Genomic DNA, 19,489 nt, shown 5'->3' on the forward strand with positions numbered 1-19,489 from the left:
TCGGTGTGCGGCTGGGAGGCGGCTTTGCACTGCTGTTCGTGCTGCTGGTCGCGCTCGGCGCGGCGATCGCCGTCCAGGCGGCGTCGCTGCAAGACGGTTTATCGCAGCAACTCATGCAAATCGGCGCGACCGTGCCAGCGGCGCAGAAGAGCGCCATCGCTGCGGCGCTGAACGATGCCGATGCGTCGCGCGGCGTGCTGCTGAAATTCGCTGCCGGCGCCGGCGTCGCGCTGATGCTGGCGTGCGCCCTGATCGCATGGCGCCTGAGCCGCAGCATCACGCGGCCGTTGCAGGCGGCGGTGTCGATTGCGCGGCGTGTGGCGACCGGCGACCTGTCTTCCAAAGTCGTCGTGGAAGGGCGCGACGAAGTCAGCGATCTGCTGGGCGCCTTGCAGGCCATGAACCAGAGCCTGCTCAAGATCGTCGGTGAAGTGCGCTCCGGCACGCAAGTGATTTCGGACGCCTCCGGCCAGATCGCCAGCGGCAACAGCGAGTTGTCGGCGCGCACCGAAGCGCAGGCCAGTTCGCTGGAGCAGACCGCTTCCTCAATGTAGCAACTGACCGCCACCGTTACCCAGAACGCCGACCACGCCGTGCGCGCCAACCAGATCGTCGAGGCGGCGTCCGGCTTCGCCGTCAAGGGCGGCCAGGTGGTGAGCCAGGTGCTCGATACCATGGGTTCGATCAACGAGAGTTCGCGCAAGATCGTCGATATCATCAGCGTGATCGACGGCATCGCCTTCCAGACCAATATCCTCGCACTGAACGCCTCGGTCGAAGCGGCGCGCGCCGGCGAGCAGGGCAGGGGTTTCGCCGTGGTTGCCTCCGAAGTACGCAACCTGGCGCAACGCTCGGCAGTCGCCGCCAAGGAAATCAAGACCCTGATCGACGACTCGGTGCAGAAGGTACAGAGCGGCAATGCCTTGGCCGGGCAGGCCGGCGGCACCATGAAGGAAATCGTCGACTCGGTCCGGCACGTCGAACGCATCATCTCCGAAATCACCCAGGCCGGCCGCGAGCAGAGCAGCGGCATCGGCGAGATCAACCAGGCCATCACGCAGATGGACCGCATGACGCAGCAGAACGCCGCGATGGTCGAGCAGGCCGCCTCGTCGGCGGTCAAGATGCAGGAACTGGCGACCTCGCTGGCGCAATCGGTCAGCGCCTTCCGCCTTGAGAACCATACCGAAGACGCGGTGGCCCTGGTCAGGCGCGCAGTACAGCACGTGAAGCAGCAGGGCAAGGACGCGGCGCTGGCCGACTTCAGCCGACCCACGCCGGCATTCAAGCAGCGCGACCTCTACATCAACGTCATCGACCTCAGCGGCAACACGCTCGCCCATGGCGAAAACGCCAAGCTGATCGGGCGCAACCTGATCGACCTGAAGGACGCCGACGGCAAGCTGTTCATCAAGCAATTCGTCGATACCGCCAAGGGCGGCGGCAAAGGCTGGATCGACTACCGCTGGCCGAACCCGGTCACCGCCGTGCTGGAAGAAAAGACCACCTACATCGAAGAGGTCAACGGGCTGGTGATCGGCTGCGGGATCTACAAGGGTTAAAAACTTCGGCGCTGCTTCAGATCGGCAGCGCCGTTTCGTATTTCACTTCGCGCAGCGCCACGCTGGTGTTGACCTGCGAGACGCCATTGAGCTTGACCAGCACGTTGTGCAGGAAGTCGTGATACGCATCCATGTCGGGCACGATGACCTTGACCATGTAGTCGGCGGTGCCGGTGGTTTCGTAGCATTCGATCACTTCGGGACGCATGCGCATGGTTTCCTCGAACTTCTCCACCACGCCTTCGGCATGGCGCAGCAAGGAGATGTGCGCCAGGCAGCACACCGACAGTCCCAGCTTGCGCCGGTCGACCACGGCGGTGTAGCGGACGATGTAACCGTTGTCTTCCAATTCCTTCTGCCGGCGCCAGCACGGACTGGCCGACATGCCGACTTTTTCCGCCAGTTCATTCGAGGAAATCCGGGCGTTTTTCTGCAGCTCGGCGAGGATCTTTTGCGATGCGGAATCGAGAGGTGAGTTTTTCATTTTTTAAGTAACATTTGGAAAAATAATTCTCATTTTATCGACTATCAAGGCATAAATAGAAATAATTTTTCCGATTCCAAGTCATATCCTTTCTTTCAATAACACCTGTTTTTGACGGGTGGTCCGGCAGCCTTTCGCCCCCTATTGAGACGACAACGATAACGATGAACTCGGTGACAATTCCCCCCTTCCGATCGGCCGCTGCGGCGCCGGTTCAGCCTGAAACCCTGCCGGTCACGCCAATTGAAACGACTGCATCGCTGGTTTCCGCGCTGGCAGATCCTGACTATGCACTCGAAGACAATCTCACCCGCAGCAGCGGCCGCGTCTTCCTGACCGGCACCCAGGCGCTGGTGCGCCTGCTGTGCATGCAGAAGATCGCCGACGCCGCCAACGGCCTCAATACCGGCGGCTTCATCAGCGGCTATCGCGGTTCGCCGCTGGGTGCGGTCGACCAGGAACTGTGGCGGGCCTCGAAGCTGCTGAGTGCACATAACGTCGAGTTCCTGCCGGCCATCAACGAAGAACTCGGCGCCACCGCCGTGCTCGGCTCGCAACAGGTCGAAGCCGACCCGACGCGCAAGGTGCAGGGCGTGTTCGCCATGTGGTACGGCAAGGGTCCAGGCGTCGATCGCTCCGGCGATGCGCTCAAGCACGGCAACGCCTACGGCTCTTCGCCGCATGGCGGCGTGCTGGCGATCCTCGGCGACGACCACGGCTGCGTGTCGTCGTCGATGCCGCACCAGAGCGAACAGGCGCTGATTGCCTGGGGCATGCCGGTGGTCAATCCCGCCAACATCCAGGAATACATGGAGTTCGGCCTGTACGGCTGGGCGCTGTCGCGCTTCTCGGGCGCGTGGGTCGGCTTCAAGGCGATTTCGGAAACCGTCGAAGGCGGCGCCGTGGTGGAATTACCATCGCTGCCGAGCTACACCGTGCCGACGGATTACACGCCGCCGGCCGACGGCCTGCACAACCGCTGGCCCGACTTGCCCGGCCTGGCGCTGGAGCAGCGCGTCGACGACAAGCTCAAGGCGGTGCAGGCATTTGCCGGCGTCAATTCCATCGACAAGCTGATCGTGCCGGCGCCGGGTGCGCGCATCGGCATCATCAGCGCCGGCAAGGCTTACCTCGACCTGCTGGAAGCGCTGGAGCGCCTCGGCCTGTCGCAACAGCAATTGGAAGACCTCGGCGTGCGCCTGTACAAGCCGGGCCTGACCTATCCGTTGGAACGTACGCGCCTGTCGGCCTTCGCCCAAGGCCTCGATGAAATCCTGGTGGTTGAAGAGAAGGGCGCCGTCATCGAGCAGCAGCTCAAGAACCTGTTCTACAACCTGCCGCAAGAGCGCCGCCCGTCGGTGATCGGCAAGACCGACGCCCACGGCGAAGCGCTGCTGTCGGCGCTGGGCGAGCTGCGTCCCTCGCGCATCGCGCCGGCGCTGGTGCGCTGGTTCGGACCTCGCTTCCCGACGCTGAACCTGCAACGCTTCCTGCCCGATTTCTGCGCCGCCGAGTTGTTGTCGAATGGGGCCGACAGTGTCAAGCGTACGCCGTATTTCTGCTCCGGCTGCCCGCACAACACCTCCACCCGGGTGCCGGAAGGCAGTCGCGCCATGGCCGGCATCGGCTGCCACTTCATGGCGACCTGGATGAAGCGCGACACCAACTACCTCGCGCAGATGGGTGGCGAAGGCATTAACTGGGTCGGCTCCTCGCGCTTCGTCGAAGAGAAGCACGTGTTCCAGAATCTGGGCGACGGCACCTATTACCACTCGGGTTCGCTGGCGATCCGCCAGGCCATCGCCGCGCGCACCAACATCACCTACAAGATCCTCTACAACGACGCCGTCGCCATGACCGGCGGCCAACCGGTCGACGGCTCGCTGTCGGTGCCGCAGATCGTGCAGCAGGTCACCAGCGAAGGCGCGAAGAAGGTCGTGGTCGTTACCGACGCGCCCGAGAACTACGCGCTGGTCAAGCTGCCTGCCGGCGTCACGGTGCATCACCGCACCGAACTCGACGTCATCCAGCGCATGCTGCGCGACATCCCCGGCGTGACCGTGCTGGTCTACGACCAGACCTGCGCCGCCGAGAAGCGCCGCCGCCGCAAGAAGAACAAGCCCGGCCACTTCGCCTTCCCCGATCCGGCGCGCCGCATGATGATCAACCCGGCGGTATGCGAAGGCTGCGGCGACTGCGGCGTGCAATCCAACTGCTTGTCGATCCTGCCGCTGGAAACCGAACTCGGCCGCAAGCGCCAGATCGAGCAATCCTCCTGCAACAAGGATTACTCCTGCGTGGAGGGCTTCTGTCCCAGCTTCGTCTCGGTGCTGGGCGGCACGCTGAAGAAGCCGGAAAGTGTCAAGCTCACCCTGGCCGATCTCGAAGCCACGCTGGCCGCGTATCCGACCCCGGCGCCGCATCGCTTAGCCAAACCGTTTGAAATCCTCGTGGCCGGCGTTGGCGGCACCGGCGTCGTCACCGTCGGCGCGCTGATCACCATGGCCGCACACCTGGAGGGCAAGGGCGCGTCCACGCTCGACTTCATGGGCTTCGCGCAGAAGGGCGGCGCGGTCCTGTCTCACGTGCGCATCGCCGCATCGCCGGCGGCGCTCAACCAGGTCCGCATCGACCTGCAACAGGCCGACGCCGTGTTCGCCTGCGACCTGGTGGTCTCGGCCATGCCGGAAGGCCTCTCGGTCATGCGCCGCGGCCACACCAAGGTGATCGCCAACGACCGCGAAATACCGACCGCCGATTTCACGCGCGATCCGGATGCGTCGATCAACAAGGACGGCCTGCTGGAGAAGCTGGCCGCCTCGGCCGGCGCCGACAACGTCGTGCAGATCGATGCGCAGGACACGGCATTGCGTTTCCTCGGCGACCCGATCGGCGGCAACATCCTGCTGATGGGTTACGCCTGGCAACAGGGCTTGGTGCCGGTCGGCCTGCCGGCGCTGATGCGCGCCATCGAGCTCAATGGCGTCGCCATCGACATGAACAAACGCGCCTTCACCCTCGGCCGCCTGGCCGCCGCCGATGCGGCCGCGCTGGACAAGCTCGGCAAGCCGAAGCAGCAGGTCATCCAGTTCGCCGCACCGAAGTCGCTGGCTGACACCGTCGCCTTCCGCATCGACTTCCTGACCAAATACCAGAACCGCGCCTACGCCCGCCGCTACGAAGAAGCCGTCGCCGCCGTCGAACGCGCCGAAGCCAGCTTGGAAGGCAATGCCTCCAGGCGCCCGATCAGCAAGATGGTCGCGCGCAACCTGTTCAAGCTGATGGCCTACAAGGACGAATACGAAGTCGCGCGCCTGCACGCCGACCCGGTATTTCGCGAACAGATCGCCGCGCAGTTCGACGGCGACTACAAGCTGGCCTTCCACCTGGCGCCGCCGATGCTGGCGCGCAAGAAGCCGGGCTCAGACGTGCCGGCCAAGATGCGTTTCGGCGCGTGGATGATGTCGGGGTTTGCGGTGCTGTCGCGCTTCAGGTCGCTGCGCGGGACGCCGTTGGATGTGTTCGGTTATACCGAAGAGCGTCGCCGTGAGCGGGCGTTGCGGGATCGGTACCTGGGTTTTGCGCTTGTGCTGGCGGATCAACTGAATGCCGGCAACAAGGGCGCGGCGTTGAAGCTGGCGCAGTTGCCGGAGCAGGTGCGCGGGTACGGGCACGTCAAGCTGGCGGCGATGGATAAGGCGGACCGGGAGTGGGATGGGTTGATGGGGGAGTTTTTGGGGGAGTCGCGCGGGGACGAGCGGGTGGCGGCTTGATGCTTGAACCTCGGTGGTAAGGCTGATCCTGCTGGTTTTAGCGATTGGCAGTTCACGCTGATCGAAAATGAAAAAGCTCCCGTTTGGGAGCTTTTTTCCTTCTGGAAACTTGCGGAAGGTGCTTACGTCACCCCCGCGCAGCCCAAGGAATAGCAATATTCGCCAACACGCAAGAACTCAGCAACACCCAGAACATCACCCGGTCCAGCGCGTAGGAAAGCGCTTTATCTTCCTTCTTGACCATGATGAAATTGGACAGCAGCGCCAGGATCAGCGACAGCGCGATCGTCGCCAGCCCGAACGCCGCCACGTAGTCGACCAGGCCGAACGAGCCCGACGGCGGCAGGATGGAATTGGCCACGTAGGAGTTGGCGACCGCACCGAAATAGGCGGCGGACGGCAGCGAGAAGCGCGGGCCGACGTCGGATGCCTTCACGTAGAAACTGCACAGGGCCAACGCCAGCGCTGCGAACAGCGACAGGAAGATCTTGTTGTAGACGCCGGCGCTTGAGCGCGCGATGTTGATGCCGGCGATGTATTGCGTGAATACTTTTTCGCTCTTCGCGTCGACGCGCGGATCGCCATAGGATGAACGGTAGGCGTGCGGTTTGACGACGTTGGATTTGCCGGTGATCTTGTAGCCGGAAATCTGCACCCGCGAACTGACGTTGGAGCTTGCGTCGGCGACGTAACGTAATTTGGTGCTGTCGCGCGCGCCGTCTTCGAGATAGATGTTGAGCATGTGGTCCTCGAGCGGCACCCGCATGGTGTCGAAGAACTTCAGGAATTTGGCGGAGACCCGGAGCCGCTGGTAATGCGTGCCGTCGTCATTGTGGTATTCCTCCAGCACTTCTTTCTTGATGATGTTGCCGTCGACGACGACGAGTTTTGCGCCCGGGTCGAGGGACTTTTCTCCGGTCCAGCGGAACCAGACGTAGAAGGTCGCGCTCCAGCTCGAATCCTTGATCGAGAACGTATCAATCCCATCCACATAGGTGCCCACCGAGACGGTAGGAACATTGCTTGCGGCAGCGGCGAGCGCCGATGAGGAGTCGCCTTGTTCCTTGCCGAGGCTGGACATGCGCGCCTGATGATTGAGCTCGGCCGTCACGCGGTTGTTGCGCAGAACATTCACGCTGAGCAGAATGCAAATCAGATAAACCACCGCTACGGCGACGGCGATTCCGATGACGAATTTCTTCTTTTCCGGCGCCAGTTCGCGCCACGTTTTCAGATCCATTTCCCCGCCCCAAAAAAATGTGACTGATTTCGATCAGTCGTTCTGGCCAACCGCTCACCAGGTAAGTGTCGGTTTCTTGGCCGCTTGGTTGACTACGCTTTCTGTTTGAACTCGGAGCTATCCACTCTCTTTGTGTCGGCGGTGCTTCCACGGCCGTGTCACCGAGTCCGCCATGATGAAGGATCAGTGATTACAAGAAGAATGGCTTCAGGGATTGCTGTTCTGAACGCAATGGTGATTGTCGCGTCGCTACGGATCGGCTCAACGTATTTGGCAATACGCCCCCTGAGCAGTTTTGGATTCTTGTTGATCGCAGGCGGAAACAGCGGGGTGAATAGTATCAAACAATCATTACAAGACAATTAACTCTACCGGCATTTGTAGGGCTTCTCCTTTGATCGCCTCCGATATGTGCCGAACCTTGCCAGTCCGGCATCGTTATTTTCCTCAAGGAATCAAAGTTTCCCGACAGATATATTTTTGCGCCGCTCTTAGTATGTTGCTCAGCATGGCTAGTCACCTCCAAGACAACTCTTTCGTTTGCTCATCATGAACCTGATACCGATTGGCGAAGTCTCCGCGCAAATAAATTGTGGCGCTCCCTTGCCCTGGAATGTCCGGGACACGGAAGGGAAGTTGTTGCTGGCGCGCGGCTATCTGGTCGAAACCATGGAGATGCAGCACAATCTTTTGCGGCGAGGCGTGTTCGTGGATGCGGACGAGGTTCACGCCAGGAAGGAACAGCCGCCAATGCTGTTCGGCGCCAGCGAACGGCCGACGGTGCCATTCGCCCAGCAGTGGGATGCGGTGGAAAGAAGATTGACCGAACTGCTCACGAATTATCTCGATGGGAAATTCCTGAGAGGTATCAGCGACGTGGAATCGATGATCGCCATCGCATCGGAAGAACATACCGACCAGACGATCTACTCGGTCATCCGCCACGACCAGGAGCGTTTCGCTTCATACGGCATCACCCATTCGATCCACGTTGCCTGCGTTTGCAGCATCCTTGCCACCCGGCTAGGTTGGTCGAAAAAGAACAAGGCGACCGTGATTAACGCGGCGTTGACGATGAATCTTTCCATCATCGCCTTGCAGGGCGAACTTGCGCGGAGCGCAAGCGCGCCGACCGATCGGCAACGGCGTCAGATACGCATGCATCCGGCCGAGAGCGTGCGCATGCTGCAGGATGCCGGCGTGACCGATGAGGACTGGTTGCAGGCCGTTGAGCAACATCACGAAAGTCCGGACGGGCGCGGTTACCCCTATGGGACCAAACGCGAACTCAGCGAATTGTCGCAAATGATCCGGTTCGCCGATATCTTTACGGCCAAGTATTCCGCTCGCAAGACCAGGGCATCAATGCCGCCGAGGCAGGCTGCCCAGTCGGTTTATCTGGTCAGCGACGGACATCCGATTGCATCGGCGCTGCTCAAGGAATTCGGCATCTATCCACCCGGCTGTTTTGTGCTGCTGAAAAGCGGCGAGACGGCGGTGACGATCCGGCGCGGCAATACGCCGACGGCGCCTTTGGTGGCCGTGGTGCGAGACAAGAACGGCTTGCCAATCAGGGATCCGCTGCTGCGCGAGACGGTATTGCCACAGTACGCCATTCTGCGCACGCTTCCAAATCAGTCCACGCAGTACGATACGGCCATCGAGCGGTTGTTTACCTTGACGGCTGAATAGACGGTCGCCGGCAACGGCGTTGGCGGTGCACCGTTAAGCGAGGCGTTCAATCACCTGTGCATGCCGAGGCCAGGTCCGCGTGAGCAGCGCTTTGTCGGCGAGTTCGAATTCCTCGAATTCGAAACCCGGCGCCACCGTGCAACCGACGAGGGAATGGCCTTGCGGATCTGCGCATTCTGCAGCGAACCATGCGCCGGCAGGCACCAGGGCCTGGAATTCTGCGCCGTCATGGATGACGGGATTCCCCAAGTGGAGAACAGTCAGATCGCCGGCTTGTTCGAGGACATAGATGTGCAAGGGCGACCCGTCATAGAAATGCCACATCTCGTCCGACTTGATCCGGTGCCAGGCAGATCTTTCTCCAGCACCCAGCAAATAGTAGATCGCCGTTGAGGCCGAGCGGATGAGGCCGTCGCTTGCTCGCGCGACTTCCATTGCGCCACGATAGGTCTCCCTGAAGTGACCGCCCTCGGGATGCGGCAGGAGACGAAGGCGAGCGATCAGTTCTTCAGGTTTGGAAGCACGTTCATTCATATTTGCCTCATCTCTGTTTGCATGCCTGAATTTGCCTGATGCGTGAATCGCTGGCAAGCGATTCACTTTGGAAATACAAATGAAAATGCCCGCATAAGCGGGCATTTTGTATTCTGGCGGAGAGAGGGGGATTCGAACCCCCGATAGGCTATTAACCTATACACGCTTTCCAGGCGTGCGACTTCAACCACTCATCCATCTCTCCGGAATTTGGCTTCGTTTTTAGCGAAGCCGCTGATTATAGCAACATTTTTCGGGAAGTGAGGCGGTTTTGAACCGTCGCCCATAAAATAATGGCGATGCGTTGCGGCATCGCCATCATTTCTTGTCAGATCGGCATTCCCGGTGCAGATGCGGCTTGCGGCCGGGAATACAGCGCCGTTCCGGCTATTTCCGGCTTATTGCGCTTCCTTGAGCTGGTCCAGGATGGCCGGGTTTTCCAGGGTCGAGATGTCCTGCGTGATGTCTTCGCCCTTGGCCAGCACGCGCAGCAGGCGACGCATGATTTTGCCGGAGCGGGTCTTGGGCAGGTTGTCGCCAAAACGGATTTCCTTGGGCTTGGCGATCGGGCCGATTTCCTTGGCGACCCAGTCGCGCAGTTCCTTGGCGATGGCCTTGGCTTCGTCGCCGGTCGGGCGAGGGCGCTTCAGGACCACGAAGGCGCAGATCGATTCGCCGGTGGTTTCGTCCGGTTTGCCGACCACGGCGGCTTCGGCCACGATGGGGTTGGCGACCAGTGCTGATTCGATTTCCATCGTGCCCATGCGGTGACCGGAGACGTTCAGCACGTCGTCGATGCGGCCGGTGATGGTGAAGTAGCCGGTGTCCTTGTTGCGGATCGCGCCGTCGCCGGCGAGGTAGACCTTGCCGCCGAATTCTTCGGGGAAATAGCTCTTCTTGAAACGCTCGGGATCGTTCCAGATGGTGCGGATCATCGACGGCCACGGACGCTTGACGACCAGGATGCCGCCGGTGCCGTTAGGCAGGTCGTTGCCGGTTTCATCGACGATGGCGGCGGTGATGCCCGGCAGCGGCAGCGTGCAGGAGCCCGGCACTTGCGGGGTTGCGCCCGGCAGCGGCGAGATCATGTGGCCGCCGGTTTCGGTTTGCCAGAAAGTGTCGACGATCGGGCATTTTTCCTGGCCGATGTTTTTGTAGTACCACATCCAGGCTTCCGGATTTATCGGTTCGCCGACCGAACCCAAGAGGCGCAGCGACGACAGGTCGTATTGCTTGGGATGGATTTTTTCGTCGGCTTCGGCGGCTTTGATCAGCGAGCGGATCGCGGTCGGCGCGGTGTAGAAAATGGTGGCCTTGTGACGCTGGACCATGTCCCAGAAACGCCCGGCGTTCGGATAGGTCGGCACGCCTTCGAACACGATCTGCGTCGCGCCGACTGCCAGCGGGCCGTAGGCGATGTAGGTGTGGCCGGTGATCCAGCCGATGTCGGCGGTGCACCAGTAGATGTCGTCGGGCTTGATGTCGAAGGTCCACTTCATCGTCAGCACGGCCCACAGCAGGTAGCCGCCGGACGCGTGTTGCACGCCCTTCGGTTTGCCGGTGGAGCCGGAGGTGTAGAGGATGAACAGCGGATGTTCGGCGTCGACCCATTCAGGTTCGCAGGCGTCGGGCTGGTTGGCGACGACGTCGTGCAGCCACAGGTCGCGACCTTCGACCCAGTTGATGTCGGCGCCGGCGCGCTTGTAGACGACCACGTTCCTGATGGTGTCGCAGCCGCCCATGGCGAGTGCTTCGTCGACGATGGATTTGAGCGGCAATTGCTTGCCGCCGCGCACCTGGTAGTCGGCGGTGATGACGGCGACTGCGCCGGCGTCGATCACGCGCTCTTGCAGCGATTTGGCGGAGAAGCCGCCGAACACCACCGAGTGCGTGGCGCCGATGCGGGCGCAGGCTTGCATGGCGGCGACGCCTTCGACCGACATCGGCATGTAGATGACGACGCGGTCGCCTTTCTTGACGCCGAGCGACTTCAGGCCGTTGGCGAAGTGGCAGACTTTCTTGTGCAGTTCGCGATAGGTGACGCGGGTGACCTTGGCGTCGTCGGATTCGAAGATGACGGCGGTCTTGTCGGCGTTGCCGTTGTCGAGGTTGACGTCGAGGCAGTTGTACGAGACGTTGATCTTGCCGTCTTCAAACCATTTGTAGAACGGTGCGTCGGCTTCGTTCAGGGTCTTGGTGAAGGGTTTGTTCCACTGCAGGTTTTCACGCGCGAGGCGGGCCCAGAAGCCTTCGTAGTCGCGCTCTGCTTCGGCGCACAAGGCGTTATAGGCGTCCATGCCGGACACGGCGGCGTTCTTGACGAACTCGGCCGGTGGAGCGAATACACGGTTTTCTTGCTTGAAGGTTTCGATGTCTGCCACGATTAGTCTCCTGCGATTAATGATTTTTGCTTTTTGCAAAACATAGGCGTGTTCACTTACTCAGTCCTTACACATTCTGAATTGATCGGGGCGGGGAAGGCCGCTGCGCAAGGTCTTGCGCTGTATCCAAGGGTCTGACCACAAGGACGCTGCGAAGTTTGCAGAGCGGTATTGCCTAAGTGCATTATCGCATCTGCGGCCGTCCTCAGCAGAGCGCCTGCAGCCAGCAACGCAGCAAGGGAGTGTAAAATAGCGCCCTGAATTCGCTCGCCTGAATGCATCCGATATCCGCATGCGATGCACGCAAGCCGCCGTGACGCAAGGCCGACAGCCTGCTCACATCACTGTTTTATTCTGAGATCCGCGCCAATGAAAGACACTCGCTCCACGCCTTCCGGTAAAAAGATCGGCATCCTGCCCAATCTGATTTTCATGAGCCGGTGGCTGCAGCTGCCTTTGTACCTCGGCCTGATCCTGGCGCAGTGCGTCTACGTCTATCATTTCTGGGTCGAGTTGAGCGACCTGATCGGCGCCGCGCTGGGCAATGCGGCGTCGCTGGAACACATCCTCGACGCGGTCGCCATCGAGGGCGCGCTGCGTCCCGACAAGCTCAACGAGCAGACCATCATGCTGGTGGTGCTGGCGCTGATCGACGTGGTGATGATTTCGAACCTGCTGATCATGGTGATCGTGGGCGGCTACGAAACCTTCGTCTCGCGCATGAACCTGGAAAGCCATCCCGACCAGCCCGAGTGGCTGTCGCACGTGAACGCCTCGGTGCTGAAGGTCAAGCTGGCGACGGCGATCATCGGCATCTCGTCGATCCATCTGCTCAAGACCTTCATCAACGCCAACCTGTACGACGTCAAGACCTTGCTGGCGCAGACCGGCATTCATATCACTTTCCTGTTGTCGGCCATGGCGATCGCCTATTGCGACCGGCTCATGAGCCATCCCGCGATTCCATCGGAGCCGCCGGAACCGCACTGACCGCAATCTTTCCGCATTTTTCATTCAACCCCGAGAGAACCAGCCATGACCATCATCAAGCAAGACGATCTCATCGAATCCGTGGCCGCCGCGCTGCAATACATCAGCTATTACCATCCGGTGGATTACATCCAGCATCTGGCGCGCGCCTATGAGCTGGAGCAAAACCCGGCCGCCAAGGATTCCATCGCCCAGATTCTGACCAACTCGCGCATGTGCGCCGAAGGCAAGCGCCCGATCTGCCAGGACACCGGCATCGTCAACGTATTCCTGAGGATCGGCATGGGCGTACGCTTTGAAGGCTTCGGCAGCGGCTCCATTGCCGACGCCGTCAACGAAGGCGTGCGCCAGGGTTACGGCCATCCGGACAACGTGCTGCGCGCGTCCATCGTGGCCGACCCGCAATTCGATCGCAAGAACACCAAGGACAACACCCCGGCCGTGATCCACATGGAACTGGTGCCGGGCAACACCGTTGACGTGCGCATCGCCGCCAAGGGCGGCGGTTCCGAGAACAAGACCAAGTTCGTCATGCTGAACCCTTCCGACTCGCTGGTGGACTGGGTCCTCAAGACCGTGCCGACCATGGGCGCCGGCTGGTGTCCGCCGGGCATGCTCGGCATCGGCATCGGCGGTACCGCCGAGAAGGCCATGCTGATGGCCAAGGAAGTGCTGATGGACGACATCGACATGTACGAACTGAAGCAACGCGGTCCGCAAAACAAGACCGAAGAACTGCGCATCGAACTGTGCGACAAGGTCAACGCGCTCGGTATCGGCGCACAAGGCCTGGGCGGCCTGACCACCGTGCTCGACGTCAAGATCGCGATGTATCCGACCCACGCCGCGTCCAAGCCGGTCGCGATGATTCCGAACTGCGCGGCAACCCGCCACGGCCACTTCGTGCTGGACGGTTCCGGCCCGGCCTACATGGATCCGCCGTCGCTGTCCGAATGGCCTGAAGTGCACTGGGTGCCGGACACCGAAAAGTCGAAGAGCGTCAACCTCGACACCTTGACCAAGGAAGAAGTCGCCTCGTGGAAGCCGGGCCAGACCCTGCTGCTGAACGGCAAGATGCTGACCGGCCGCGATGCCGCGCACAAGCGCATCCAGGAAATGCTGGCCAAGGGCGAGAAGCTGCCGGTCGACTTCACCAACCGCGTGATCTATTACGTCGGTCCGGTCGATCCCGTGCGCGACGAAGTGGTTGGTCCTGCCGGTCCGACTACCGCAACGCGCATGGACAAGTTCACCGACATGATGCTGGAGCAGACCGGCCTGATCTCCATGATCGGCAAGTCGGAACGCGGCCCGGCCGCCATCGAGGCGATCAAGAAGCACAAGTCGGCCTACCTGATGGCGGTCGGCGGTTCGGCCTACCTGGTGTCGAAGGCGATCAAGTCGGCCAAGGTGCTGGGTTTTGCCGACCTGGGCATGGAAGCGATCTACGAGTTCGACGTCAAGGACATGCCGGTGACGGTGGCGGTCGATTCCAACGGTATCTCGGTGCACAACACCGGTCCTGCCGAGTGGAAGGAAAAGATCGCGACCAACACTGCGCTGAGCAAGATTGCGGTCACGACTGCATGATGATGCGTGCCCCGAAGCCGCAAGCGGGAGTCGCTCGCCGATGACCGCTGCAGCTTCACCGGCAACACCGATGCCGATGCCGATGGACCTTCACACGCATTGTGACGCGCCCATCGGCATTTTCGATTCCGGCATCGGCGGCTTGTCGGTGCTGCGCCACGTGCGCGCGGCCTTGCCGCAGGAGCATCTGCTGTACTTTGCCGACTCCGGTTACGCGCCCTACGGCGACAAGGACGAGCAGCAGATCGTCGAGCGCTCGCTGGCGATTGCCGGCTTCCTGATCGGGCAGGGCATCAAGGCCTTGGTGGTGGCGTGCAATACCGCGACCGCGGCGGCCATCCAGGCGATCCGTGTGCAGTGGCCTGAACTGACCGTGGTCGGCATCGAGCCCGGCCTCAAGCCGGCAGCCTTGCACAGCAAGAGCGGCGTGGTCGGCGTACTGGCCACGCGCAGCACCTTGGCGAGCGCGCGCTTCATCGCCTTGCGCGAGCAGATCGCCACCGTCGGCAAGGTGCAGTTCATTTCGCAAGCCTGCGTCGGCCTGGTCGATCAGATCGAGAAGGGCGAGTTGCAATCGCCGGCCACTGCGGCGCTGGTGGATCGCTATGTCATGCCGCTGATTGCACAGGGTGCCGATACGCTGGTGCTGGGCTGCACGCATTATCCGTTCGCGCGCGAGCTGATCGAGTCGGCGGCACGGCATGGCGGATGCGCCGCGCCGGTCATCATCGATACCGGCGAAGCGGTGACGCGGCAATTGAGCCGCTTGCTGCAGGCGAAGGCGCTGATGCGCCACACTGATGGCGGCAATCTGCTGGCTTACACCACCGCCGGCGTAAGCACCTTATCGACGGCGCTGGCGAATCTGTTGAAGATGGAAGCAGAAGTACGCCAGATCGCGACGAATTAGCACCGCCGCCCGGGGATTCCGGCAAATTGCATGGCGGTGACTATTTCATTTGCCAGAAGCCGTACAGTTTTGTATAATCTTTTGCTTCACTGACTCAAGGCAGTAATTCAGGTCTTGGTCATGCAGTGGTGGCTGTAGCTCAGTTGGTAGAGTCCAGGATTGTGATTCCTGTTGTCGCGGGTTCGAGCCCCGTCAGCCACCCCAGTTTGAACAGCAGCAAAAGTAATAAAATAAATAAGCAAGGCCCGCATTCAGCTGGGCCTTTTTTATTTTCCGGACGGTTCTTATTCTTAAGTTCTCATCCCTTACTTTCCCGCTCGTTTTGTTGCTTCCTCTTCTTTTTCCTGCCTCGCCGCCATGAAGCGCGGCAAACTCATCTCGATCCAGTCGGTCAGCGTTTCGATGCGCTGCGCCGCTTCCTGCCCCAGCGGCGACAGCGTGTAGTCGACGTGCGGCGGCACCACGTCATACGACTTGCGAATCACCAGGCCGTCGCCTTCCAGTTCCTGCAGCGTCTGCGCCAGCATCTTTTCGCTGACGCCGCCGACCTTGCGGCGCAGGTCGCTGAAGCGATGCGTGCCGCCCAGCAGGGCGACCAGCAACAGCACGCCCCAGCGGCTGGTGAGGTGCTTCAATACGCTGCGCGACGGACAATCGGCGGCAAACAACTCGCCGCGCTGCATGCGGTCCTTCAGCGATACGTGGCCGGTGAGGGGGTCTCGTGCATTCATGGCGACTATTTTACACTAACCTTTTTGTGCGTACTTACTAAAAGTTAGTGTGTCCGATAAGCTGCAATTTCTTCACTTCACCTCACAGGAAATTGTCATGATCGTCGTCACCGGAGCCACCGGCCAATTGGGCCGTCTCGTCATTGCAGCGTTGTTGAAAACCGTCCCCGCAGCCAATATCGTCGCCGCCGTGCGCAGCCCGGAAAAAGCCGCCGACCTGGCCGCGCTCGGCGTGCAAGTGCGCCGCGCTGACTACACCGACGCGGCCAGTCTCGACGCCGCGCTGCAGGGCGCAGAAAAAGTCCTGCTGATTTCTTCCAGCGAAATAGGTTCGCGCCTGGCGCAGCATCGCGCCGTCATCGACGCCGCCAAGCGCGCCAACGTCAAGTTGCTGGCCTACACCAGCGTGCTGCGCGCCGACAGCTCCACGCTCGGCCTGGCTGCCGAACACAAGCAAACCGAACAGGCTATCAAGGATAGCGGCGTGCCGGCGACCATCCTGCGCAACGGCTGGTACCACGAGAACTACACCGCCGGCCTGCCCACGGCAGTGGCCAACGGCGCCATCGTCGGCAGCGCCGGCGACGGCCGCATCTCCTCGGCTGCGCGCAGCGACTATGCCGAAGCAGCAGCGGCCGTGTTGAGCGGCAGCGGTCATGCAGGCAAGACGTATGAGCTGGCCGGCGATGGCGCCTACACGCTGAGCGAGCTGGCGGCGGAAGCAGCGCGCCAGTCGGGCAAACCGGTGGAATATCGCAACATCCCGGAAGCCGACTACAAGACTGCGCTGCTCGGCTTCGGTTTGCCGGAAGTGATCGCCGTCCTGCTGTCGGACTCGGATGCGGCGGCAGCGAAGGGCGCCTTGTTCGACGATGGCCGGCAGTTGTCGGCGCTGATCGGCCGTCCGACCACGTCTTTGTCGGCATCGGTCGAGACTGCCTTGAACAAAGGCTGATTCACTTTCTTGCCGTGAAATGAAAAGGGCCCCTCGCCATGCGGAATAGCGAGGGACTCTTTTTACCTGCACAAAAATCAGTGCGGAAGATTACTTGTGGCGCGACGACACTTCCCACAAATTGAGGTGACCGTCCTGCGCCTGCTTGTCGATGGCGGCCAGTTCGCCGGCGCTGAAGCTCAGCTTGTCCAGCGCTGCGACATTCTCGCGGATCTGCTTGCTGCTGCTGGCGCCGATCAGTGTGGTCGTCACGCGCGGATCGCGCAGCACCCAGGCCAGCGCCATCTGCGCCAGCGTTTGGCCGCGCGCCTTGGCGATGTCATTGAGCGCACGCACGCGCTGCAGGTTTTCTTCGCTCAGGTGATCGCTCTTGAGCGAACCGCCGCCGGCGCGGTTGATGCGCGCATCGTCCGGAATGCCGTTGAGGTACTTGTCGCTCAGCAGGCCCTGCGCCAGCGCCGTGAAGGTGATGCAGCCCATGCCTTGGCGTTCCAGTTCATCGAGCAGGCCTTGCTCGATCCAGCGGTTGAACATGTTGTACGACGGTTGATGGATCAGGCAGGGCACCTTCCATTGCTTGAGCAGTTCGGCGGTTTCCCTGGTTTTCTCGGGCGAATACGATGATACGCCGACATACAGCGCCTTGCCTTGTTGCACGGCAGTCGCCAGCGCGCCCATGGTCTCTTCCAGCGGCGTCTCGGGGTCGAAGCGGTGCGAGTAGAAGATATCGACGTAGTCCAGGTTCATGCGCTTCAAGCTCTGGTCCAGGCTGGCCAGCACGTATTTGCGCGAGCCGCCGCCCTGGCCGTAGGGACCGGGCCACATGTCCCAGCCAGCCTTGGTCGAGATGATCAGTTCATCGCGATAGGGCTGGAAATCCTGTTTGAAGAGATGGCCGAAATTGGCTTCCGCACTGCCGTACGGCGGCCCGTAATTGTTGGCCAGGTCGAAATGCGTGATGCCCAGATCGAAGGCGGTGCGCAGCATTTCGCGCTGCGTCGCCAGCGGCGTGGTGTCGCCGAAGTTGTGCCACATGCCCAGCGACAGCAGCGGCAATTTGAGGCCGCTGCGGCCGCACTGGCGGTATTGCATGGTTTCGTAACGGGTATTGGATGCATGATAGGTCATGGATGTGTCTCCTTGTTTGATCGGGTTTTGCTTGCTTGTTTTTTCGTTCGGTCGTTTCAGCGCCGGCCTCAGCGCTCGCGATTGCTGACTTGCTGACTTGCTGCCGATGACCATCACTTCGGCCTGACGCTGCCGGTGCTTCTGGTCCTGTGCCAGGGCGCCTTGTGTCATATGCTCACCCGAGCATCATATTCTTCATCTCCGGAAAGATCATTATGCAATGTCTCGTCATCCGCCATCTCGCCTTTGAAGACCTCAACCTTGATCCTCGACGTGCGGTTTGCCGCCGTCAGACGATATCTCATAAACGCGCATCGGGTGAACTCTGAAATCCCGCACATGTCTGCACTGACAGGTCATTCCTTTTCATCGTGGAGCGGCAGACATGGCAAAGATCCGTATCGGCATTTCCGGCTGGCGCTATGCGCCGTGGCGCGGCGGCTTTTATCCTGAAGACCTGGCGCAGGCCGACGAACTGCAATTCGCATCGCGCGTCTTGCCGTCGATCGAACTCAACGGCTCCTTCTACGCCTTGCAGCGGCCGCAGAGCTACGCCGCCTGGTATGACGCGACGCCGCCGGGCTTCATGTTCAGCATCAAGGGAAACCGTTTCATCACCCACATCCAGCGCCTGCGCGACATCGAGGGGCCGCTTGCCAATGTGTTCGCCTCCGGCGTGTTCAACCTCAAGGAAAAACTGGGCCCGTTCCTGTGGCAATTCCCGCCGAGTTTTCGTTACGATGCCGAACTGGTGGAGCACTTCCTCAGCCTGCTGCCGCACGACACGGAGGCAGCGCTGGAACTGGCGCAGCAGTGTGAACCGCGCATGAAGGAACGCAGCCTGCTCGAGATCGATAAGAAGCGCACAATGCGCCACGCCATGGAGATTCGCCACGAGAGTTTTATTGACGAAGGTTTCATCGCGCTGCTGCGCAAATATAACGTCGCGCTGGTGGTGGCCGACACCGCCGGCAAGTGGCCTTATCTGGAAGACGTCACCGCCGATTTCATGTACCTGCGCCTGCACGGCGACAAGGAATTGTACGCCAGCGGCTACACCAAGCCGGCGCTGGAGCGCTGGGCCCGGCGCATTGAGGCCTGGAGCAAAGGAGGGCAGCCGAAGGACGCACAATGCGCCTCCGCGAGCCAGCCGAAAGCGCGTAAGAGCCGGGATGTTTATTGTTATTTCGATAACGATATCAAGGTCAAGGCACCGTTCGATGCGAGGCGTCTGATTGCGCGCCTGGGACTCGAAAAAGAGCTCGCTCCGCTGACAGAAAACTGACAAAAAATTCACTGCGGAAACACTGTCGAAATATGCCTTGGTATGTTGTAAAGATTTGTTGTGAAGCGCTCAAAAATGTCGCTTAATGTCGGCTGTCCGACGCAAAAAATAATCATCGCAACATCGCGGCGGACAAAAAGTCTTGGGGGGAATCCAAGCAAAACCGCAAAAATGAATTCCGGCAATGCTCATGGTTGCGGGTGTTTTGCGTGACGAGTCATAACAACGATTAAC

Annotated in this window: 13 protein-coding genes, 2 tRNA genes and 1 pseudogene; 9 read left to right on the top strand and 7 right to left on the bottom strand. The window is 60.9% G+C overall.

Annotation, left to right across the window (positions count from 1 at the left end; all coding sequences use genetic code 11):
* Nucleotides 1-176 precede the first annotated feature (176 nt).
* Nucleotides 177-1,562, top strand: a pseudogene (locus tag DXT88_RS08715) (methyl-accepting chemotaxis protein); the annotation flags it as partial.
* A 16-nt stretch (nt 1,563-1,578) separates the two neighbouring features.
* Here DXT88_RS08715 and DXT88_RS08720 read toward each other — a convergent pair.
* Nucleotides 1,579-2,046: an Lrp/AsnC family transcriptional regulator gene (locus DXT88_RS08720; protein WP_016836349.1), complete on the bottom strand. Its 468-nt coding sequence runs from the start codon at nt 2,044-2,046 to the stop codon at nt 1,579-1,581.
* A gap of 164 nt (nt 2,047-2,210) precedes the next feature.
* On the opposite strand from DXT88_RS08720, the gene DXT88_RS08725 reads away from it, so the two are divergent.
* A complete protein-coding gene (locus DXT88_RS08725; RefSeq protein WP_265212744.1) occupies nt 2,211-5,819 on the top strand; it encodes an indolepyruvate ferredoxin oxidoreductase family protein in 3,609 nt (1,202 codons plus the stop codon).
* Nucleotides 5,820-5,946: 127 nt separating this feature from the next.
* Here DXT88_RS08725 and DXT88_RS08730 read toward each other — a convergent pair whose 3' ends face one another.
* On the bottom strand, nt 5,947-7,059 hold the full coding sequence (locus DXT88_RS08730) for a hypothetical protein (RefSeq protein WP_265212745.1): 1,113 nt from the start codon (nt 7,057-7,059) through the stop codon (nt 5,947-5,949).
* A gap of 636 nt (nt 7,060-7,695) precedes the next feature.
* Between DXT88_RS08730 and DXT88_RS08735 the strand changes: the two genes are divergently transcribed.
* Entirely contained in the window at nt 7,696-8,751 is a 1,056-nt protein-coding gene (locus tag DXT88_RS08735) for an HD-GYP domain-containing protein (protein WP_265212747.1), read from the top strand.
* A 33-nt stretch (nt 8,752-8,784) separates the two neighbouring features.
* Here DXT88_RS08735 and DXT88_RS08740 read toward each other — a convergent pair whose 3' ends face one another.
* From DXT88_RS08740 to acs, 3 genes are all read right to left on the bottom strand, one after another.
* Nucleotides 8,785-9,285 (bottom strand): cupin domain-containing protein, encoded by a 501-nt coding sequence (locus DXT88_RS08740; protein WP_265214108.1) that lies wholly within the window; start codon nt 9,283-9,285, stop codon nt 8,785-8,787.
* 114 nt (nt 9,286-9,399) lie between these two features.
* Nucleotides 9,400-9,490 (bottom strand) — tRNA-Ser (locus DXT88_RS08745).
* 193 nt (nt 9,491-9,683) lie between these two features.
* A complete protein-coding gene (gene acs / locus DXT88_RS08750) occupies nt 9,684-11,666 on the bottom strand; it encodes an acetate--CoA ligase (protein ID WP_265212749.1) in 1,983 nt (660 codons plus the stop codon).
* A 369-nt stretch (nt 11,667-12,035) separates the two neighbouring features.
* On the opposite strand from acs, the gene DXT88_RS08755 reads away from it, so the two are divergent.
* From DXT88_RS08755 to DXT88_RS08770, 4 genes are all read left to right on the top strand, one after another.
* On the top strand, nt 12,036-12,656 hold the full coding sequence (locus tag DXT88_RS08755; RefSeq protein ID WP_016836335.1) for a YqhA family protein: 621 nt from the start codon (nt 12,036-12,038) through the stop codon (nt 12,654-12,656).
* A gap of 45 nt (nt 12,657-12,701) precedes the next feature.
* On the top strand, nt 12,702-14,246 hold the full coding sequence (locus DXT88_RS08760; protein ID WP_265212752.1) for a fumarate hydratase: 1,545 nt from the start codon (nt 12,702-12,704) through the stop codon (nt 14,244-14,246).
* Between the two features lie 40 nt (nt 14,247-14,286).
* Nucleotides 14,287-15,156, top strand: coding sequence for a glutamate racemase (gene murI / locus DXT88_RS08765; RefSeq protein WP_407649292.1), 870 nt, complete (start codon nt 14,287-14,289; stop codon nt 15,154-15,156).
* Between the two features lie 128 nt (nt 15,157-15,284).
* Nucleotides 15,285-15,360 (top strand) — tRNA-His (locus tag DXT88_RS08770).
* Nucleotides 15,361-15,461: 101 nt separating this feature from the next.
* On the opposite strand, the gene DXT88_RS08775 is transcribed toward DXT88_RS08770, so the two are convergent.
* On the bottom strand, nt 15,462-15,887 hold the full coding sequence (locus tag DXT88_RS08775; RefSeq protein ID WP_265212754.1) for a winged helix-turn-helix transcriptional regulator: 426 nt from the start codon (nt 15,885-15,887) through the stop codon (nt 15,462-15,464).
* A gap of 97 nt (nt 15,888-15,984) precedes the next feature.
* Between DXT88_RS08775 and DXT88_RS08780 the strand changes: the two genes are divergently transcribed.
* The gene (locus DXT88_RS08780) at nt 15,985-16,842 is read left to right on the top strand and encodes an SDR family oxidoreductase (RefSeq protein ID WP_265212756.1); all 858 of its coding nucleotides are present in this window, start codon (nt 15,985-15,987) and stop codon (nt 16,840-16,842) included.
* Nucleotides 16,843-16,932: 90 nt separating this feature from the next.
* Here DXT88_RS08780 and mgrA read toward each other — a convergent pair whose 3' ends face one another.
* On the bottom strand, nt 16,933-17,970 hold the full coding sequence (gene mgrA / locus DXT88_RS08785) for an L-glyceraldehyde 3-phosphate reductase (protein WP_265212758.1): 1,038 nt from the start codon (nt 17,968-17,970) through the stop codon (nt 16,933-16,935).
* Between the two features lie 385 nt (nt 17,971-18,355).
* Here mgrA and DXT88_RS08790 point away from each other — a divergent pair, with 385 nt between their 5' ends.
* On the top strand, nt 18,356-19,255 hold the full coding sequence (locus DXT88_RS08790) for a DUF72 domain-containing protein (RefSeq protein WP_265212759.1): 900 nt from the start codon (nt 18,356-18,358) through the stop codon (nt 19,253-19,255).
* Nucleotides 19,256-19,489 lie beyond the last annotated feature (234 nt).

This window comes from Herbaspirillum lusitanum (assembly GCF_026127345.1).
In the GTDB taxonomy this organism is placed as follows: Bacteria; Pseudomonadota; Gammaproteobacteria; order Burkholderiales; family Burkholderiaceae_D; genus Herbaspirillum; species Herbaspirillum lusitanum.